Raw genomic sequence first — 20806 nt, 5'->3', positions numbered from 1 at the left:
GATGTTTCGCTTCGCTCAACATGACAAAAAGTCAATTCTGCGTAACTTCAGTTAACAATTAATTCGCGCCAGTAGCTCAACTGGATAGAGCATCAGCCTACGAAGCTGAGGGTTAGGGGTTCGACTCCCTTCTGGCGCACAAAGGTTTTATGGTAGCAAAAAAAGAGAAAAACAAAGATAAGATACTGGTTGTTGATGACGAAGAAGCCCTGCGGATGTTATTAGCAAGTTGTCTTACTGATGCCGGGTTCGTAACAGCCGAAGCCCCCAACGGACTTGAATGTTTGAAAATAATCAATTCGTTCAACCCCAATCTGATAATCCTCGATGTTCACATGCCCATATTAGACGGCTTCAGAACTGCTGTAGAAATCAGGAAAATCAAAGCATTCTTGAAAACTCCGATCGTATTTCTTACGGGAGCAAATACACATGAAGCCCTTCAAAAAGGATTCGAATCGGGGGGGGATGAATTCCTCAATAAACCTATCAACACCGACGAACTTTTAATAAGAATCAGGGCATTGTTAAGGATGTACCATGCAGAAAGGGAAGCTGAAAATTTATACCGGAATTTTCAATATCTGTTAGTGCAGGACTTTTTAAATTATTCGACCTCGGTAAAACTTCCGCTGTTGATGCTGACGGATGAATCAACGGGTACTCTGAATGAACATCAAAAGGAGATAATCCAATTAGCCATAAGTGCACTCGATGAACATATCGGACTTCTACAGGAATCGGCAGTCGTTGCCAAATTCGACCCTCAAAGTATTACCTTGAAACGCGAGAGACATAATATTATTGAGACGATTAATCAAAGTATTTCTCATCTCGATACAGTTATCAGGAAACAGAAGATAAATTTAAACAGATTTTTCTGCAAGGAAGATATACAATTCGAGTTCGATTCTTATCAACTGATGCATGCTTTGCAATTATTAATCGGACATGCTATTTCGCAAACCCCTATAGGCGGCGACGTTGGAGTGTTTGCCGAACTGCATAAGGATTCGAACCTGACGTACATAAAATGTTCGGTCAAAGATTCAGGAGACCATATAGATCCGGAAGAACTTAATTTGATAGTCGATCGCTTTGAGCAGGCAAGATTAAATAAAATAGTGTTGAACAAAAATTTGTCGCTTACAATCTGTAAAATGATTATCGAAGCCCACGGTGGAAAATTCTGGGCTGAAAATAGTGAAGGTATAGGAAATTACTATATATTCACTCTCCCAATTTTACTTTAATTTATTTAGGAGCAATCTAAAAATGTCAGAGCAATATTTATCTTCTACAATTTTAATAGTCGATGATTCAGATTATATACGAACTATTATGACAACGTTATTTAAGAAAGAGGGGCTGACCAAAATATTTACGGCAGCCGATGGATTATCGGCAGTTGAAAAATTCAAACAATTGAATCCCGATCTCGTAGTTTTGGATATAATGCTTCCAAAGAAAAACGGGATGGATGTTTTAGAGGATATTATGAAAATAAATCCGAAGGCGCGTGTAGTTATGATTTCATCCCTTGCTAACCCCGAAAATGTAGGCGCCGCAAAAAAAGCAGGAGCGCTCTATTATTTTGTAAAACCATACGATAATCAATTCTTTTTAAATATTGTAAAAGAGATTTTAAGCAATAGAGGAGAGAACTAATATGATATGTGAAGCGTGCAATACCGAAAATAACATCAACCGGCTATTTTGCCTACATTGTGGTAAAACACTACCAACTCAAAGGCATTCGTGCGGTTTTATTAATAGCGAAAAAGATATCTACTGTGGAGGTTGCGGAATGCTTACAAAAGTGAGCCCGGAGGGTATTCAAAATTTAAATCATAAACAAACCAGACAAGGTTTGTTCGTCGGTGAAAATTTTTCAGAGGAAGATATCAAGGCAATTTTAGAAGAAGACAACTTTCAAACGAAAGAAAAAAAATATACACTTTCACAGACTGAAATCGATTCAATGTTCAAAAAATCATAACTTGAAAGGGCTCGTTCATGCTGTATGATGAAGATGTAACGTTAGCTAAAAATTTGTTCGCTTTAAATATAATCGATAAACTCAAATACGAAAAATTTTTAAAGCTTCTAAAAGAAAGCCATACTCAAGGTTGTGCTGAAGTTTTAGTCGATGAAATCGGAGTTGCCGATGAGATTGTTCAGCAAAGCATTGCAACCACTTTTGACATACCTGAAATCGTGATCAACGAAGGGCATATTACTTTGAAGGAGCCGTTGTTGTCCCACTCTACCTGCTTGAAGTATCGTATTATTCCGCTCACCCTGACAGGAATGGAGTTGACCGTTGCATTCGTTGACCCGCCGTATAAACCACTGATTGATTTATTAAAACAAGAATCTAAGCGAGTTATCATACCTATTGGAATTACGTTAGCCAATTACCGAAATCTTGTTAAAAGTAAAGGAGTCAAGGTTGACGAAATCAAGACGCTCACAAGCAGATTTAGTCTCGAACAATTTGATATGAAGTTGATTGGCAGAGATAGAATTATTGAAGCACAAAGGAACGGAAAGCTACCGCCATTCGATGTTTTAACAGAAGAAATTATTATTAAAGCTCTAAAAAATGATGCGCACGATATACATTTTGAACCGATGGAGAATGAGCTGCGAGTGCGAACCGACAAGTTTGGTGTGTTGGAAAGACTCATATCGCTTCCGCGGGAATTCAGCGAGAATTTTGCTAACATTTTTAAAACCCGAGCCGATTTAAATGCTTTTGAAAAACGCAAACCTCAAGAAGGTGGCTTTACTACTAATATCGGAACTCAACAAATCGATGTCAGGGTCAATTTTTTACCTTCAGTTTATGGTGAGAGGATCGCTCTTCGGCTATTTATTAAAACTACCTCGATCCGGCATATAGAAAATATCGGTTTATCTAGCAGAAATCTGGAAAAACTTCTCTATTTAATAAGTAAACCGAGTGGATTGATTTTAATTACTGGACCTGCAGGAAGCGGTAAAAGTACTACCCTATATTCTGCAGTTAACCAACTCAATGTTGCTGAAAAAAATATTTTAACAGTTGAAGACCCGATCGAATTTAAGCTCGATTTTGCTACACAGGTACATGCAGGAGTTGATAAATCGTTCGGTTTTGCAGATGCTTTAAAATCAATTTTGCGGCAGCGACCAAATGTTATTTTAATAGGTGAAATCCGAGACGTAGAAACTGGAATTGTAGCCGCAGAGGCTGCCCTAAATGGGAATTTAGTTCTAAGTACAATGTTGTCCAGCAATGCTATCGGGACTATTCCACGCTTGCTCCAACTCGGTATCCCGCCCTTTTGGCTGGCACCGACTCTGTCCGGAGTTATCTATCAGCAGTTAATAAGAACTATCTGTCCCGATTGCAAGCAATCCTATAAACCTTCCGATGAAGAATTAAATCGCTTGGGTATCTGCGGTTATAAATCTGAATTAATATTTTATAAAGGACAAGGTTGTAAGTCTTGTAGCGGCAGCGGATACTCAGGGCTTACCGCAGTCCACGAGTTGCTTACCGTAGATGACCGATTAAAAGATTTAATCTACCAGAACGCACCACTAATGAAGTTAAAAGAAGCTGCTCATCTTAATGGTTTCAGAACAATCCGATACTCAGCAATTCGAAAAGTATTGTCAGGTATTACTACCTCTTCAGAAGTATTCAGAGTTCTTGGATAAATATGCAAATTATTGTAAAATATTTACTCCTAACATTTCTCTTAATACCAAACGCTATTGGGCAAAGCGACGATTTGTTAGCTTCCTCAATTTCACTCGATTCGCTTCTTAATATCAAAATTAGTGCGGCCTCAAAGTATTTACAAAAAACCAGCGACATTCCCGCTTCAGTTACGGTAATTACTTCGGATGAAATTAGCAAATTTGGATACCAAAATTTGTCCGAGGTATTGCAGAGTATTAGAGGATTTTACATCAGTTACGATCGTAATTACAGTTACCTGGGTGTGCGTGGTTTCAGCCGACCCACCGATTACAATAACCGTATTTTGCTTATGTTGAACGGGCATAGCATAAACGAAAATATTTACGGTTCGGCATCTATCGGAACTGAATTAGGAATTAATTTAAAAAGTGTAGATCGTATTGAAATTGTACGAGGTCCCGGTTCTGCCCTATTCGGAAGCAATGCAATGTTTGCTGTAATCAATATAATTACAAAAAATGGGAATGCGATTGACGGTTTGCAGGTTGACGCTGATATCGGAAGTTATCGGAACATCAAAGCTTCTTCCCGCTATGGTAAATTGTTCGCTAATGGTTTAGATTTTTCTTTTTCGGGAACTATTGGCGATATTAAAGGTGAAGATCAATTTTATCCGGAATACGATAGCCCGGTAAATAATTACGGAATTGCCAACAATTTAGACTGGGATAAATTCGCTAGTTTTACCTCGACACTGAGCTACAACAACTTGTCGCTTCTCGGAAAATTCTCATCCCGTAAAAAAGGTATCCCGACTGGTGCTTATGATATAGTATTTAATGATCCCGATGCTTATACGTTAGATGAATACAAATTTATAGAACTAAAATACGAAAATGAGTTTGATATTGATAAAACTGTTTTACTCAGGGCATACTACGATAACTATACCTATAAAGGAACATACAAGTATGACTTGATTGCTTATGATGAAAGTAAGGGGAGTTGGTTTGGCGGCGAAGTTCAGTTTTGTTGGGATTTAACTACCTCAAATCGAATCATTGCCGGTTCTGAATATAAAAATTATACACTCGCTATTTTTAAATATTGGAATCCAAATACCATTTTCTTCGATGGTAATTTTCCTTCATCTCTGACTTCATTCTATTTACAGAACGAACATCAAGCGACTGATAATTTATCGCTTACGTTAGGAATACGGTTCGATAAGTACTCAATTTTTAAAATGTTTACATCGCCACGTGGCGCTATCATTTATCAGCCGGCAAAATCGAGCACTCTTAAATTCCTTTATGGCGAAGCATTCCGGATTCCGAATGTTTATGAAATAAATTACCACGATCCTTATTCCGAGTTCAAACGCAGCGATAATTTAAAATCCGAGAAGATTGCTACCAGCGAGTTAATATGGGAACAAAGGATGAGCGATGAAACATTCAGCACAATTTCCTTATATCGTTACGACATGAAAAATTTAATCGATATCAAAATTGACACTACCGATTCTTTCAAATATTTTGGAAATGTCGATAACATAAGAGCAATCGGTTTAGAGGTCGGAATCAATACGCGCACAGAACAAGATTTGAATTACTATATCAATTATTCTCTACAAAGTACAAAAAAATTAGAGACCGATGAGAAACTTACAAATTCGCCTGAACATCTGATTAAGTTTGGTATAAATTTTCCGCTCTTTGAATATTTTTATGCAGGTACAGAAGTCCAGTGGGAAACTGAACGACTGACAGTTTATAGCACGAAAACCGAACCTTTTTTATTATCCAACCTAAATATTAAAACAAAACCGTTATTTAACAGGCTCACAGTTTCGTTTTTAGTAAGAAATTTATTCGATGCCGATTACAAATATCCAGGCGGATTCGAACATCGTCAAGCCGGTATTAAACAGAATGGACGTAATTATATCGCTTCGTTAGAATATAAGTTCTAAAAATCTTGAAATACTTTTTTTATATACTAGTAATAATTTTACTCTCTCGCGGTTTTTCTTTTACACAGGAAATGCCTGTTCCTGTCGAAATTCAAATCCCTTTGTTCAAAAAAATACTTACTTTCGACCGGAATCTAAAAACCCGTGCCGGCAACGAGATAAGTATCGGAATACTCTTTCAAAAAGGTTTTAAATTATCTTCAGACGTAAAGAACGCATTCGTTACTACAGCATCACCGACGCATGATTCTATCGTCGGTTTAACTGTGCATATTGTTGCTTTAGAATATTCCGATGAAACTAATCTCAAAAGCAATCTATTGAAACATACTATCGATATATTGTATATCACTCCGATGCGTGCAATCGATTTTAAAATGGTTACTCAACTTACGCAAGCACACAAGATTTTAACAATTACCGGAGTTCCACAATATGTTGAGAATGGTATTTCTGTCGGTTTGGATATCAAAGCCGAAAAGCCGCAAATCATAATAAATTTACAATCCATAAAAGCCGAGGGGGCAGATTTCAGTTCGAAGCTATTAAATTTAGCAAAGGTCATTAAATAATTTTAATATATAAACATGTTCTTTTCCAAAATTCAAAAAATATTTGTAAATTTTTCACTTCGCACTAAACTCATCATATCAAGTTCTTTTTTAGTAACGGCAATTTCGGTTTTTATATTCATCTATTTTCCTTCTGAATTTGAAGAGCAAGCTACAAAAGCTATAGTTGACAAAGCGAATAGCATAGCAACGATGACTGCTTTCAGTATAAGTCCGGCTTTGTTTTTTAACGATACGCAAACAATTAAAGAAGCTTTTCAGAGTGCAAGGCTGGCTAAAGATATTGTGTATATAGTTTTGCGTGACGACTCGAATAAAGTGTATTATGCTTACAACTTAGCGGATATCGAGAGAAATGTTTTTAAACAAAATGTAAACGGAAGCCGCATCACGGGAGACGGGATGATTTACGAAAAAACAGTTCCTATTTATCACACGGATAAAGTAATTGGAAATTTAACAATCGGGTTTTCACTCGTTGTTCTCGAATCTGAGGTCCAAAAAAGCCGCGCCGCTATTACTTTTGTAGCTCTGCTGATTTTTTTTGGAAGTCTTTTTATCGTAATAGGTATCAGTTCTGTTATAACACGACCTCTCCGTTCGATAGTAAATACGGTAGAAGATATTTCGTCGGGAAATTTGAGAAGCCGGGCGACTATCGTTTCGGAAGACGAGGTTGGACAACTTGCAAAATCGTTTAACATTATGGTCGATAAATTAGCGGAGGCACTTGACGAAATAGAAAACGCAAACCGATCCCTTGAAACAAAAGTTGACCAACGCACAAACGAATTGAAGTTAGAAATTATCGAGCGGAAACGCATCGCTGATGCTTTGCGTGAAAGCGAAACAAAATTAAGAAACATCATTGAACACAGTACGAACCTTTTCTATTCGCATTCTGTTGACCATGTGTTAACTTATATCAGTCCCCAATCAAAAACGTTTTTTGATTACGAACCGGAAGAGGCGATGTTTAACTGGACTAAACTTTTAACAGACAATCCGGAAAACTTAAAAGGGATTCAACTTACACAAAGGGCGATTGATATCGGCAAAGTCCAACCGTCGTATCAGCTTGAACTTGTAGGTAAATTAGGCAGAAAAATTTGGGTCGAAGTGAACGAGGCGCCAGTAGTGCGTAATGGGAAAACAGTAGCTATCGTAGGTTCTCTCACCGATATATCAGAGCGTAAAAAAGTTGAAGAATTTTTCCACAAGTATGAATTTATTGTGAATGCCTCTCCCGATTATATGACTTTGGTTGATACAGGTTACAGATATGTAGCTGTAAACAACTCTTACTGTATTGCTCATAAAAAAAGCCGTGAAGAAATATTGGGGAAAAAAGTTTCGGACATCTGGGGTAACGAAGTATTCGATACGATAATAAAAAAGAATTTCGATGCATCGTTCAACGGAAATATTGTTAACTACAAATCCTGGTTCGAGTTTCCCGAAACCGGTTTGCGGTATTTTGATGTTACACACTCGCCTTACAGAGATTCAAACGGAAACATTACTCACGTTGTTGCAATATCGCGTGATATTACCGAAAAATGGAAAGCAGAAGCTGAATTAATACAAAGCGAAGAACGATACCGAAATTTCTTCGAGGAAGATTTAACCGGCGATTTTATATCCAACTCCGAAGGTAACATTATTACCTGTAATGCTGCATTCGTTAAGATATTCGGGTTCGTCTCGATTGATTCTGTTTTGAGCAGCAGTTTGCAAAATTTATTTTACAATGAATCAGAGTTCCAAAAGTTTTTAATTCGACTAAAAAGTTCTAAAAAAATTGAATATATGGAACTGGAACTGCGGCGGATTGATGGTAGAATTCTGCATACCGTACAAAATGTGATAGGCGATTTCGATGCGAATGGCAATTTGTTAACCATTAAAGGGTATATCTTCGACGATACAAAACGGAAACTCCTTGAAGGACAATTGCTTCAAGCGCAGAAAATGGAAAGCTTAGGAACTTTAGCCAGCGGCATTGCCCACGACTTCAATAACATATTAGCCATTGTGTTGGGTTATGCCTCGCAAATGGAGTCGGATGAATACGTTAAGAAAAATTTCCTCAAAAATGTAAAAGCAATTGCCGAAGCTGTCCAGCGTGGATCGGGTATGGTAAAACAATTACTTACCTTCTCACGCAAAACCGATTTGCTCACTGCTGTAATTTCTCTTAACAGTGTGATAGAAGAATTTGTAAAACTATTGAACGAAACATTCCCGAAAACAATTGAAATTCAAATTGACCTCGATAGAAGTATTCCCGCAATCCGGGCTGATATCAATCAGGTGCATCAGATTTTATTGAACCTCTCGCTTAATGCTAAAGATGCAATGGATAAAGGCGGGGTTTTGAAAATTTCAACCTCTCTTGTAACGGCTGAAATTCTCTCTAAAAAATTTACCAATGTTAATAAAGAGAAGTACGTTTGTATCAGCGTAAGCGATGCAGGGCACGGAATGGACGAGGAGACGCGTTTACGGATATTTGAGCCATTCTTTACAACTAAAGAAATTGGCAAAGGTACCGGCTTGGGGCTTGCTGTAGTTTATGGTGTCGTTCAAAGTCATCACGGTTTTATTGATGTCGAAAGTGAAATTGACAGCGGCACTATCTTTAACATTTATTTGCCGGCTTACAATATCAACTCAATTCCCGATGATGCAGGAATTCAAGAACAGGAATGTTTGCTGCAAGGAACTGAAACTATATTAGTTGTTGAGGATGAACTGATGCTGAGCGATTTGGTAAAAGAGATTCTGCAGGAGCGCGGCTACAAAGTATTGACCGCCTTCGATGGCGAATCAGGCATAGAAATTTTCAAAAAACATCAAAACGAAATTGCTATCATCTTTTCTGATATCGGTTTACCTAAAATGAGCGGCTGGGAAATGTACAACAACATCAGGAATATCGCCCCTAACACTAAAATTATTTTTGCGAGCGGATATCTCGACCCGCCGATATGGTCGGAAATGTTTAAAATCGGTATTAAAGAAATTGTTCAAAAACCTTACGACCCGATCCAAATTATCAAAAAAGTTCGTCAGTTGCTCGACACGAAAGACGTGTGAAATAGATTTGATTGCTGATAAAAAATACGAGCACTGGATGGAATTTGCTTTGAAGGAAGCCGTTAAAGCTTACGACAAGAATGAAATTCCCGTCGGTGCGGTGGTAGTTTTCCAGGAAAAAATAATTGGTAAGGGATACAACCAAACCGAAACATTACAGGACCCAACAGCCCACGCCGAGATGATTGCGATAACAGCCGCAGCCGGTTATTTAAAATCGCAGCGGTTGGAGGGTTGTGAAATGTTTGTAACTCTTGAGCCGTGTGCAATGTGTGCTGGGGCTATAGTGTTAGCCCGAATGCCTTTGCTCGTCTTTGGGGCTTACGACCCAAAAGCCGGGGCTTGCACATCGCTTTACACTATTACGAACGATACCCGCCTTAACCACCGAACACACACAAAAGGCGGTATTTTAGAAGAAAAATGTGGCGCTGTACTAAAAGATTTTTTTATAAAAAATCTTAGAAAAAACAATTGATTTAATTAAATTTATTGTTTATATTTCCACTGTCATCAGGCGATGATTGCATCTTTAGATTCTTAAAACCTATGTTTTGATTAAGTAACATTTGGTCGCCTCCCGTTTATTAGTGTTCTACAAAATTTCTTTAAGCAAATAACTTACATAATTTTTAAATAAAGGAGATTTAAATATGAAAAACTTTTTTAAACTATTCACAATCCTACTCGCAGTGGGCTTGGCACTAAGCACAACAGCGTGGGGACAATTAATTACATTCGATAATTTTAATTATACGGACAATTCACTACTAACCGATAATGGTTGGACAGCACATAGTGGTTCCGGTACAAATCCAGTTACTGTTGGAGCTTCAAACGGTCTGACTTATTCTGGTTATTCAGGTTTAACTGGAGTTACAGGTGCTGTAGAGGGTAGTGCTGCCAGATTAGTGAATACCGGTGAAGATGTTTCAAAATTATTTACAACTGTATCTTCGGGTACAATTTATTACTCTTTTCTTGTTAATGTAACTACCGGAACAGCGGGTTATTTTTTACATCTTGGAAATAGCGCTACCAGCTTTGCGGCAAGAATTTATGTGAAACCATCTGTTACTAGCGGTAAAATAAATTTCGGAATTTCTAATACTAGTACAGCTTCATATTCAGCAACTCCTACAGATTTCAATACATCCACAACTTATCTTATTATAGTAAAATATGATGTATCAACTACTGGTTCTGCAAGTCTTTGGGTAAAAGCTTCTGGAGTTCCAGCAACTGAATTAGACGCAGGTACACAAGAACATACAACTTCTGGTACTGGACAAGCAACTATAGAAAGAATTTGTTTGCGCCAATATGATGCGAACCAAAGAATAGTAGTTGACGGCATAAGAGTTGGTCCATCATGGGCAACAGTATTTCCTGCTACTGGAGTAAATCAACCACCATCAATCACGGGTGTATCCCGTGTTACGTTTGTACCAGCAATTGGCGGAACCAATAACATTCAAGCTATTATCAGTGACGACGGAGTAATAACTTCAGCAAAATTAGCTGTCCGCGTTAATGGCGGTAATTACGATTCATCATTTACAATGTCAGTCCTTTCCGGCTCAACATATCAGGCAGTTATACCAGCGAGTAAGCATGTAGTAACAGGAGATTTAGTTGAATATTTTGTAACTGCAATCGACGATTCGGGGGCATATACTTCTACTGCAACTTCACTACAAGGTTATTTTATCGGCGATGCACCGATTTCATCTATAAAATCGAAGACACTTACATCTGTTACCGGTTATGGTGCAAGAATCAACGGAACGCTTAATATAGCAGCAAATATATTTTCGAACGGTTCGAGCTATATTCAGGATGCAACCGGTGGTATGCGAATTTTTATGACTGGCATGTCTTCTACTCTACAAGCTGGAAGGAATGCAAAAGTCGAAGGTACCGTAGCTGCGCGTTTCAACGCTTTTCAATTAACAACACCAAACTTCACGTTCGTGGATACAACACTCGGTACATCTACAATTACACCGGCAACAATAACACTTCCGTTAACGCAGTCGGCATCTAACGCCAATGAGGGGAGAGTTGTGAAGGTTATTGGTATGAGTACCGACTCAACCGGAACATTCGCAGCCGGCAAAACATATATATATCGTGAAGCTGATAACGATACGATATCTGTCTATATCGAAAGTAATGGTACTGCAAATACTATAGTGGGCAGAACAATTCCAACTACACCAATAGATGCCGTTGGTGTGCTGGCTTACTATAACACATTTTTGGAAATCAAACCACGAAGTGCGGAAGATTTTGGTTTGTCGGGGGCTGATGGCTCTGGTACAGCTACTATTACACCAACTTCACGTTTGATTAATTTAACCGCAGTTGCCGAAACTCTTACAGTAACTGGTAATGGAATACACACACTTGAAGGCGTTAGCTTTCAGATACCATCAACATGGACGTGGACTAATACAAGCTCGTATGCACTAGAGGGCACCGGGTTTAGTGGGGCAACTCCTGCAGTAACGGGCGACGGTTCGGTGGAAAATCCTTACATCATTACAATCACAGGTGCAGCGGTAACAAATATAAATACAGGTACAATCAGAATCTTTAACCTCAATACACCTGCTTCAAGCGGTCTCACAACATTCACGTCTAAAACTCGCGCCTCAGGTGGAACGCTTACTACAATAGCATCGTCGCCGACAGTAAACGTTACTACACTTACATTCGAGGCAGCAGTATCGGGTAATTGGAGTAATCCTGCTACATGGTCTGGAGTAATAGTGCCGGGAGCCAGCGATAACGTTACAATGACAACATTAAACGTTACAGTTACAATCGATATTCCGAATGCAGCTTGCAACAATTTAACAATGACGGGTTCTGGGAGTGCAATAAATTCTGGTCCTCTGCTCCAATTCGAAGGGACTGGTGTCCGACAACTAACGGTTAATGGAAATTTTACACTCTCTGGTGGTTCTGGTGGAGGAGGCGGAACTGATCGTGGTGGACGTCCGAAGTTAGATGCCAATAATAATCCTGATGCCACATTGGTATTCATGAAGAACGTCTCTACATCATCCAGTAATACTACCACCAACGCAAACGGAGGTTTGAATATGAACGAAGGTACCGTGAAATTATTAGGTGCCTCATCAGATTCATTGAAAAATGGAGCTGGATTGCGTTTAGGGAATCTGATAATTGGCGATGGTATAAATCCGAAGACGTTCGTATCAGTGCCCAGCACATCATCTCGTGTGGCAGTTCGTAGCATTACAGTAAAATCGAATAGTTCAATGATTTTAGGCAATCCGGCATCTAACATTACTAACACATTTGGAAACTTTACTGAAACTGGTGTTGCAATGTTGAGTGGTGGTGTAACTGTTGAATCTGGTGCTAGCTTAACTATCGGCAACGCGACTACTCCCGGTCAAAGTGCATTTATAAACATTAAGAGCGGTGGATTAACAAACAACGGAACACTTAACTTAAAGTCTCAGGACGGTTCAAGAAAATACAACGTTGCTTTTGGCGGCTTAACTGCCGATACATCCGCTGTAAAACAAACAGTAGCTGGGTCGGCGACTGGTATCTTTGCCAATATAACTGTTGGCAGAACTGATACTCAATTAGATACACTCCTCATCACACGAAGTATGAACGTTGATACTATGTCGGTTTGGGATATGATAGATGAATCGGCTGGAAATGCAATAGTTGGTTTGGTACGCACTACTCGAACGGTAGCGCAAGGAGTAAACAACAACTTTGGTGGAATTGGTATTGAGATTAATGCTGCTGGTGCAGAGCCCGGTTCAACAGTAGTTGAACGAGTTACAGGTGTTGCTCAAACGGGAAACGGAAAAAATTCTATACTACGATATTTTAATATCACTCCAACGTTGAACACAGGATTAAATGCAGCCTTCGTATTCAAATATGACAACACCGAATTATCAGGTCAAGATGCGAACACATTGCAACTCTTCAAGTCGGATGATGCCGGTTTAAGTTGGGCTGAAAGAGGTGGAGTTGTGAATACAACTAACAGAACAGTTTCGTTGGCTGGCGTTAATGATTTATCACGCTGGACAGCAGCCGATGCGAGCAATAACATTGGCGGCGCATTCGGAGTTGATGTTGCTTTCGGTTGGAATATGGTTTCGGTACCATTAACAGTCGCCGATTATAGTAAAGCAGTTTTATTCCCAACGGCTACATCGAGTGCCTTCGCTTACGAGGGAAGTTATGTAAATAAAATTATTTTAGAAAATGCAGTTGGTTATTGGTTGAAATTTCCATCCGCACAACGTGTTCCTATGTCAGGTAGTCCACGCACAATCGACAGTGTCTCGGTGTTAGCTGGCTGGAATATGATTGGTTCGTTAACGTTACCATTCGCTACCAATAAGATTACGCCGAGTATAGGTGTTGTGATAAATTCTCCGTACTATGGTTACAACAATGGATATCAAATTGCTACTACGATAGAACCTGGAAAAGCATACTGGGTAAAGGTTACTACAGGCGGAAAACTTTACTTAAATCTACCTCCTGCATTAGGAAAAGAAATAAGCGAAACATCATATAATTTGGACGTGTTGAACTCGATTACAATTACCGACGCTGTTGGTTCGTTACAAACTTTATACTTCGGTTCAAAGAATGATGCTAATTTCCCGGTTGAATACTTTGAACTACCACCGCAATCGCCATCGGGTATTTTCGATGTTCGTTTCAAATCGCAACGTTCAGTTGAAATTCACCCGGCAGTCATCGAAAAAACTGAGTCGTACCCTGTTACAATTTCTTCGGCGGTTTATCCAATAACTATAAGTTGGAATATGAAAAATGCAAACTCGGCAGTTTACAAATTATCAGAAATTGTTGGCAGCAAGAATGGAGTAACCCTTTCTGGTTCAGGAAGCGTAAAAATATCTGATGAAAATGTAAAGTCGATACAGATAAGCGTAGGAAATAAAGAATTATTACCTCAGGAATTTTCACTCGGACAAAATTATCCTAACCCATTCAATCCATCAACACGATTTAACGTAGCATTACCACAAAATGCTGAGGTGAATGTGGATGTGTATGATATACTCGGTCGTAAATTAGCGAGCATCGTCTCGGGTAATTTAACCGCCGGAAATCATTTGCTCGAATGGAATGGGCAGGCAGATGCAGGTTATACAGTTCCAAGTGGAATATATTTCATCAAGATGACAGCTAAATCTCAGGAAAATAAAATTGTAAGTTTTGTGAGGAAAGCCACAATTCTAAAGTAGTATAATCCTTATTATCCAAGGGGTAGATTTGAAAACTCTACCCCTTGAATAGCGTGATTTGTAGAGTGTATTCCTCTCAATGTATCAAGAATCACATAAACATTACTAATTTCATGAAAAAACCTTTAAAGTAACCCAAATTCGTGTATTTATTTATTGAATATAATTTTTTTTTAGATAAAAACCCTTGCATCAAAAAAAAAAAAAACCTATATTGTAACAAACTCATATTATTGTAATGGGTTAGCAAACTATAGTAGAACAAATTGTTAAATTCGAAATTAATAATTATGAAGCTGCCCAAATATTTTTGTGCTTTGCTCGTATCGATTTTATTATTGAGTGCTGCCACTGTGGCCCAATGGCCCTGCTCTCCGACTGAGTGTGTATCAATTTCTGGTGAATCGAACAACCAGTGGAATTCACAGCTTATCGAAGATCACTCAGGTAGAATAATATCTTTTTGGCAGGACAGGCGTTCAGGTGTGTTTGAAAATATTTATTTGCAACGTTTAACTACCACTGGGTTAAAAGAATGGCAAACAAGCGGAGTGAAAGTTTCCAATGCATCAGGGAATCAAGCAAGTCCATCGGTTATCAGCGACAGTCTTGGAATTATAGTTGTCTGGCACGATAACCGTACGACTAATGATAATAATATCTACGCACAGAAATTTAATTATTCCGGTCAACCTCTTTGGACTGCGGATGGAATAACTATTTGTTCGGCAACGGGCAACCAATCAAATCCAAAAATCGTGAGCGATAATTTAGGCGGAGCGATAATTGTTTGGCAGGACCGACGCAATGGGACCGATAATAATATTTATGCACAAAGGATAAATGCAAACGGACTAGCTCAATGGGCTGCCAACGGTATTGTTGTAACCTCAGCTTCTTTCGATCAATTTAATCCTCAACTTGTAACAGATGGTACTAATGGTGCAATAGTCGCCTGGCACGATTACCGCGTTGGCACTGGTTACATTGATATATATGCTCAACGAGTTCTATCGAATGGCTCAATGTCGTGGCAGGCGAATGGTGTAGCCGTAACAACAGCTAACCACAATCAGACTAATTTGCAAATGATTGCAGATGGTTTCAAAGGTGCTATCATTGTTTGGCAGGACCGCCGTACCAGCACTGCAGACGATATCTACGGTCAACGGCTCAGCCCTTCAGGTACAATTTTATGGACATTGAATGGCTCACCAATCGCTGTTAGTTCTGGTTTCAAGTCTTTCCCACAACTTGCATCCAATTATGCTGGAGGTGCTGTGGTAACCTGGCAAGATAACCGAACAGGTACTGATTACAATATTTATGCTCAGAATTTATCGTTGTATGGCGAAGAGTTATGGACTAAAAACGGAATACCAATATGTAGCGCGACCGGTCATCAATATTATCCGCAGATAGTAACTGATAAAAGTGGTAATAGCATTATTACGTGGCAGGATAGAAGAAGTAGTTCTGATTACGATATCTATGCTCAACGCGTCGATGCGTACGGAATAATAAATTGGGCAACCAACGGATTAATAATAAATTTAGCACCGTACGATCAAATTGAGCCTCGGATTCTTTTGGATAACGATGGTGGTGCGATTATTTCGTGGACTGACTATAAAGGAACAGGTTATTCTGATATTTCCGCCCATCGGATTGGAACGAACGGTAAGTACGCCGGTGGATGTTTCAGGTCGTTTACTCAGGATGATTTTATTCAAAAGGCAGTCAGACTCAAAACCTCGATTGGCGTACCGAAGCCAATGCCGACGGGTGGTAATGTTCGTGATACATTGTTTAAACGGGGAATTTTTCCGACAGGAATCGTATTAGGTGTAGCAAAACCCGATAGCGCCACACTTTTTGGATGGATACGAATTCAACGACAGTGGAATGTAAAAAGATTTTTGGTTCAAGCGGGTACTGCTCGTCCTTTTGATATGCGCGGCACAAAATATTTTATACGTGAATTAAGAAATCCAACTCCTCGTAGTTATGATAATCATCTGGCTGGCGAGCTTCTAACTCTGAAACTAAATATTGCAGCGAGCGATAACAAGATCACTCCTACCGGATTAGGCGAAATTATTTACTATGATTCACTAAAAGGAAACGGCTTTAACGGTAAAACTATACGTAAACTTGCCTCTTTTGCCGATAGCGCTCTTACAAATTGGCGATATTATAAACTTATGGACTATACGCTCCTTGATTCTGTCCTAACGCGTATCAATAAAGCTTTTGCTGCCCCGATTGATACAATTTCAACTTCTCCGTTAGTAATTAAAAGTTCCCGCGGAATTTATGCTTCGCCATTCCTCAGAATTGCAAAAACGAGTTCTCCTTTACAGATGTTGGCTGCTCAGTACGATGAATCTGAAACTCCCGAGCAATTTCACTTATATCAAAATTATCCTAATCCTTTTAATCCTACCACAAATATTGAATTTGATTTAGTAGATGCCTCAGCGGTTTCATTGATTATTTATAATACACTCGGTCAAGAAGTGGGACGCTTATTGAATAACGAAGAAATTGAAGCCGGCAAAAATGTTATTACGTTTGAAGCTGAAGGTTTGTCGAGCGGAGTTTACTTCTATAAATTGATTGTGAATCAGACTCAACATCAGATCAAAAAAATGGTTCTCCTTCGCTAAACTACTTCTTTTTAAAAAAATCAGGGTTAAACAATGCGTAAGTTGGTATTTACTTTCTTTCTCTCCTTAATTATTTTTCTATCTACATCGGCAATCGAAAATTACAAATTGATTAAAATATTTATCCCGGACCAAATTGCTTTTAAAAAATTGCTTTCGACCGGTGTCGATTTAGAGGGTGCTTCCGGAAAAATAGGAGATTGGTATCACCTTACGGTATCTGATTTTGATATGAAGATGTTGTTAGATGAAGGATTTCAGGTTAATGTTGAGATAGAAGATTTAACTCAATTCTATTCGTCACGACTTTCAAAGCAACCTTATGATGCCATTGGATTCGGTTATGGTAGTATGGGGGGGTACTTCACGCTCGACGAGGTTGTTCGACAACTTGATACAATGCGTTTATATTATCCGAATTTGATTACAGCTAAATTTAGTATAGGTAACTCGTTGCAAGGACGCCCAATCTGGGCTGTAAAAATAACTAAGAATGCCGACTTGCCATCAACAAAACCTGAAATTTTTTATAACGCACTTACACATGCCCGCGAACCTGCCGGTATGATGTCGATAGTTTATTTTATGTGGCATTTACTTCAAAATTATGCCACCGACCCTGAGGCTACATATCTTATCGATAACCGCCAAATGTACTTTGTGCTTGTTGTGAATCCTGATGGTTACGAGGCAAACCGTAGAATAGCCCCTAACGGTGGAGGAATGCGTCGGAAAAATATGAGGAACGTTATAACCGATAACGATGCCGAAGGGGTCGATTTAAACCGTAACTTCGGATATATGTGGGGTTACGATAATTCTGGTTCAAGTCCAACTCCGAGCACTCAAACTTACAGAGGTACCTCGGCTTTTAGTGAACCTGAAACTCAGGTATTGCGCGATTTATGTAATAGCCGAGCCGCAGCATCGAACGGATTTAAATTAGTTTTGAATTATCATACTTATAGTAATCTCTTGATATATCCGTGGGGCTATATTCCAAGTTCCGAAACCCCCGATTCACTTATTTACCGCGAATATGCTAAGGATATGACCCAATTTAACAAGTATAAATATGGAACCGGCGACCAGACGGTCGGCTACTTAGTAAATGGTGATGCCGACGATTGGATGCATGGCGAACAAACTACAAAAAATAAAATCCTTTCGTTTACTCCTGAAGTCGGTTCAGCGAGCGATGGTTTTTGGCCCGCTTCAAGTAGAATTTTGCCACTTGCACAGGAAAATTTATTTCCTAATCTTTATACAGCGTATGTGGCGGGGTCGTATCTGCGTTCACAGCAGTTTACTATATCAGATAGTTCTGGCGATGGTATTTTGGATAGAGGAGAAAAATTTATTCTCAACTTATCTGTTCGAAATAAAGGGCTGGCTGCAAGCCAAAGTGTAAGCGTTCGACTTACCTCATCAACTCCTGACCTAACAGTACCTAAAACATATATCGCAGCCGGAAATATTCCTGCTTTTTCAAATCAAGTAATTCCGATAAATTGTGGAGTTTCTACGCGGGCAACTACAGGTGTAAATGCAAATATATATGTACGCTTAACCGACGAATCGGGATTGCAGGTGATGGATACGCTAACTCTGTTTATTGGTAAGATGAATTTAGTTTTTGCCGACAGCGCCAACGAATCACTCTCGAATTGGACTACCGGTGTAAGTTGGGGACTATCATCAGTGTTCTCAAGTCCGCCAAACTCGTTTTCCGATAGTCCAACAGGTAACTACCTGAATAATACAGATAATAGTTTAACACTTATATCTAATCAAAATATTTCGGGTGTAAGTCGTGCTATATTAAAATTCCGTGCAAGGTGGGCGATTGAAGCAAAATATGATTTCGTAACAGTCGAAGTTTCAAGTAACGGTGGCTCATCGTGGACGACAGTAAAAGGAAAATATACTGTTAATGCTAGCGGAATAGGTGTGCAAACTACTGGAACATTCGGTTACGACGGAACTCAAAACACTTGGGTTGACGAGGAGATTGATGTAACTCAATTTGCATCTACGCTATTTAAATTTCGTATTCGCCTTCGAAGCGATGGTTCGATTAATGCCGATGGTTTTTACGTCGATGATATAACTTTATTAACTTCAAAAATTGATATTGCAAAATACGTCGATCTCGCTATTGAACCAACTTCAATAGATTTTGGAAACATTAGCTTATTTGACATAAAAGATTCGATTATTACTATCAGAAATTTATCGACATCCACTGATACTTTGCGCGGGATTGTCCAACTATTGAATACAACTGATTTCATATTAATAAATGGTGGTGTGTTAAGTATTCCAATCGGAGGTTCTCTCAACCTGAATTTATCTTTTAATCCCAAATCTATCGGAGAGATTGAAGATACATTGCGGTTCATTCATAATAGTGATGTAATCGGGAATCCGATGCTGATTCCGTTAAAAGGCAATGGAGTCAGTGGAGTAGCGACAAGCTTCCTATTTGGTTTTACTGCTCGATCCGGCTCTTTCTCTGAGAGAATAGAATTCGGTTCTGCTGCGGGGGCTACGAATGGAATCGATTCGGCTTTCGGTGAAATCGAATTACCATCGATGCCAACTCCGGGAATATTTGATTTGAGATGGCAAATATCCGGCACCAATGGAACACGAACAGATATACGAGATACTATTTCACAAGAAAACAAATCGAATATTTATTCATGCAGATACCAATTACCAACAGAAAACGATACAATCGTATTAAGTTGGATTCGGTCTGAGTTGTCGTTCGGAAAATTTCATTTGCGAGATTCTGCAACAAATGGAGATATCATATCTATAAATATGAAGAAGCAGGATTCACTTGTTATTATAAATCCATCGGTGAATTCATTGGTAATTGTTCACGAAATAATTCCTGTATTAACTGTTGATGTAAATAGCGGGTGGAATTTAGTTTCATTGCCCATCGAGCTTGAAGACTCTTCGAAGAATAATGTTTTCCCCGGTTCTATTTCTCCTGCCTATATTTTCTCAGATGGTTATGTAATTAAAGATACACTCAAGAGAGGTGCAGGTTACTGGTTAAAATTTAACTCTGCCCGCGGATATTTGTTTGCCGGTGATGAGTTAAAAACAGATACCATTGATTTAAAAGCAGGGTGGAATTTAATCGGTTCTATCAGTCAACCAGTTGGTATTAGCACACTAATAACTGAGCCAGCAAATATTATTGAATCGGAATTTTATGGTTACGATTCAGGTTATAGAACTGTCCAAACAATCTTACCGGGGAAAGGATACTGGGTAAAAGCTAAGCAGAACGGTAGATTGATATTGAGAATCAATAATTAAAACTCAACATATTCGAGATTACTTATATAACTCCGGGAAATATTCTCGGAGTTTATTTTTATATTTGGGAGTCGCTTAAAAAATTCTTATATTTTCACGCATTATTTATTCTTATTGGTTAGCTTCTTTCGCTACGCGGAATCGCTAACTTATGTAATTTTTGAACTAAACCG

The 20806-nt window shown here is 38.8% G+C and carries 11 protein-coding genes and 1 tRNA gene; all 12 read left to right on the top strand.

The window, feature by feature from the left end:
* The first annotated feature begins 65 nt into the window (after positions 1-65).
* The 12 genes from QME58_05905 (at position 66) to QME58_05850 (ending at position 20633) form a co-directional block, all read left to right on the top strand.
* Positions 66-139: transfer RNA gene (locus tag QME58_05905), tRNA-Arg, on the top strand.
* 10 nt (positions 140-149) lie between these two features.
* Positions 150-1253: a response regulator gene (locus QME58_05900; protein MDI6803364.1), complete on the top strand. Its 1104-nt coding sequence runs from the start codon at positions 150-152 to the stop codon at positions 1251-1253.
* 22 nt (positions 1254-1275) lie between these two features.
* Positions 1276-1668, top strand: coding sequence for a response regulator (locus QME58_05895; protein MDI6803363.1), 393 nt, complete (start codon positions 1276-1278; stop codon positions 1666-1668).
* Position 1669: 1 nt separating this feature from the next.
* Entirely contained in the window at positions 1670-1999 is a 330-nt protein-coding gene (locus QME58_05890) for a zinc ribbon domain-containing protein (protein ID MDI6803362.1), read from the top strand.
* A gap of 17 nt (positions 2000-2016) precedes the next feature.
* Positions 2017-3708 (top strand): GspE/PulE family protein, encoded by a 1692-nt coding sequence (locus QME58_05885; protein ID MDI6803361.1) that lies wholly within the window; start codon positions 2017-2019, stop codon positions 3706-3708.
* Positions 3709-3710: 2 nt separating this feature from the next.
* Positions 3711-5669 carry a TonB-dependent receptor gene (locus QME58_05880; protein ID MDI6803360.1) on the top strand — a complete coding sequence of 653 codons (1959 nt, stop codon included), beginning with the start codon at positions 3711-3713 and terminating at the stop codon, positions 5667-5669.
* Positions 5670-5674: 5 nt separating this feature from the next.
* A complete protein-coding gene (locus tag QME58_05875; protein MDI6803359.1) occupies positions 5675-6241 on the top strand; it encodes a YfiR family protein in 567 nt (188 codons plus the stop codon).
* Positions 6242-6256: 15 nt separating this feature from the next.
* The gene (locus QME58_05870; protein ID MDI6803358.1) at positions 6257-9340 is read left to right on the top strand and encodes a PAS domain S-box protein; all 3084 of its coding nucleotides are present in this window, start codon (positions 6257-6259) and stop codon (positions 9338-9340) included.
* A gap of 10 nt (positions 9341-9350) precedes the next feature.
* A complete protein-coding gene (gene tadA, locus QME58_05865; GenBank protein MDI6803357.1) occupies positions 9351-9818 on the top strand; it encodes a tRNA adenosine(34) deaminase TadA in 468 nt (155 codons plus the stop codon).
* A 175-nt stretch (positions 9819-9993) separates the two neighbouring features.
* On the top strand, positions 9994-14625 hold the full coding sequence (locus QME58_05860; GenBank protein MDI6803356.1) for a FlgD immunoglobulin-like domain containing protein: 4632 nt from the start codon (positions 9994-9996) through the stop codon (positions 14623-14625).
* A 290-nt stretch (positions 14626-14915) separates the two neighbouring features.
* Complete coding sequence (locus tag QME58_05855; protein ID MDI6803355.1) at positions 14916-17294, top strand: T9SS type A sorting domain-containing protein; 2379 nt, start codon at positions 14916-14918, stop codon at positions 17292-17294.
* Positions 17295-17327: 33 nt separating this feature from the next.
* Positions 17328-20633, top strand: a complete 3306-nt coding sequence (locus QME58_05850) for a M14 family zinc carboxypeptidase (GenBank protein ID MDI6803354.1) — start codon at positions 17328-17330, stop codon at positions 20631-20633.
* Positions 20634-20806: the final 173 nt, after the last annotated feature.

The sequence above is a fragment of the Bacteroidota bacterium genome, from assembly GCA_030017895.1.
GTDB lineage: Bacteria > Bacteroidota > Ignavibacteria > UBA10030 > BY39 > JASEGV01.
The sequence above is the reverse complement of the archived record's forward strand: the minus strand, read 5'-3'. Positions and strand labels throughout refer to the sequence as shown.

What these genes read in the sequence shown, in the direction of transcription:
- QME58_05900 (MDI6803364.1), top strand. Translation starts at nt 150, where the DNA reads ATGGTAGCAAAAAAAGAGAAAAACAAAGATAAGATACTGGTTGTTGAT.
- QME58_05880 (MDI6803360.1), top strand. Translation starts at nt 3,711, where the DNA reads ATGCAAATTATTGTAAAATATTTACTCCTAACATTTCTCTTAATACCA.
- QME58_05890 (MDI6803362.1), top strand. Translation starts at nt 1,670, where the DNA reads ATGATATGTGAAGCGTGCAATACCGAAAATAACATCAACCGGCTATTT.
- QME58_05860 (MDI6803356.1), top strand. Translation starts at nt 9,994, where the DNA reads ATGAAAAACTTTTTTAAACTATTCACAATCCTACTCGCAGTGGGCTTG.
- QME58_05895 (MDI6803363.1), top strand. Translation starts at nt 1,276, where the DNA reads ATGTCAGAGCAATATTTATCTTCTACAATTTTAATAGTCGATGATTCA.
- QME58_05850 (MDI6803354.1), top strand. Translation starts at nt 17,328, where the DNA reads ATGCGTAAGTTGGTATTTACTTTCTTTCTCTCCTTAATTATTTTTCTA.
- QME58_05885 (MDI6803361.1), top strand. Translation starts at nt 2,017, where the DNA reads ATGCTGTATGATGAAGATGTAACGTTAGCTAAAAATTTGTTCGCTTTA.
- QME58_05870 (MDI6803358.1), top strand. Translation starts at nt 6,257, where the DNA reads ATGTTCTTTTCCAAAATTCAAAAAATATTTGTAAATTTTTCACTTCGC.
- QME58_05855 (MDI6803355.1), top strand. Translation starts at nt 14,916, where the DNA reads ATGAAGCTGCCCAAATATTTTTGTGCTTTGCTCGTATCGATTTTATTA.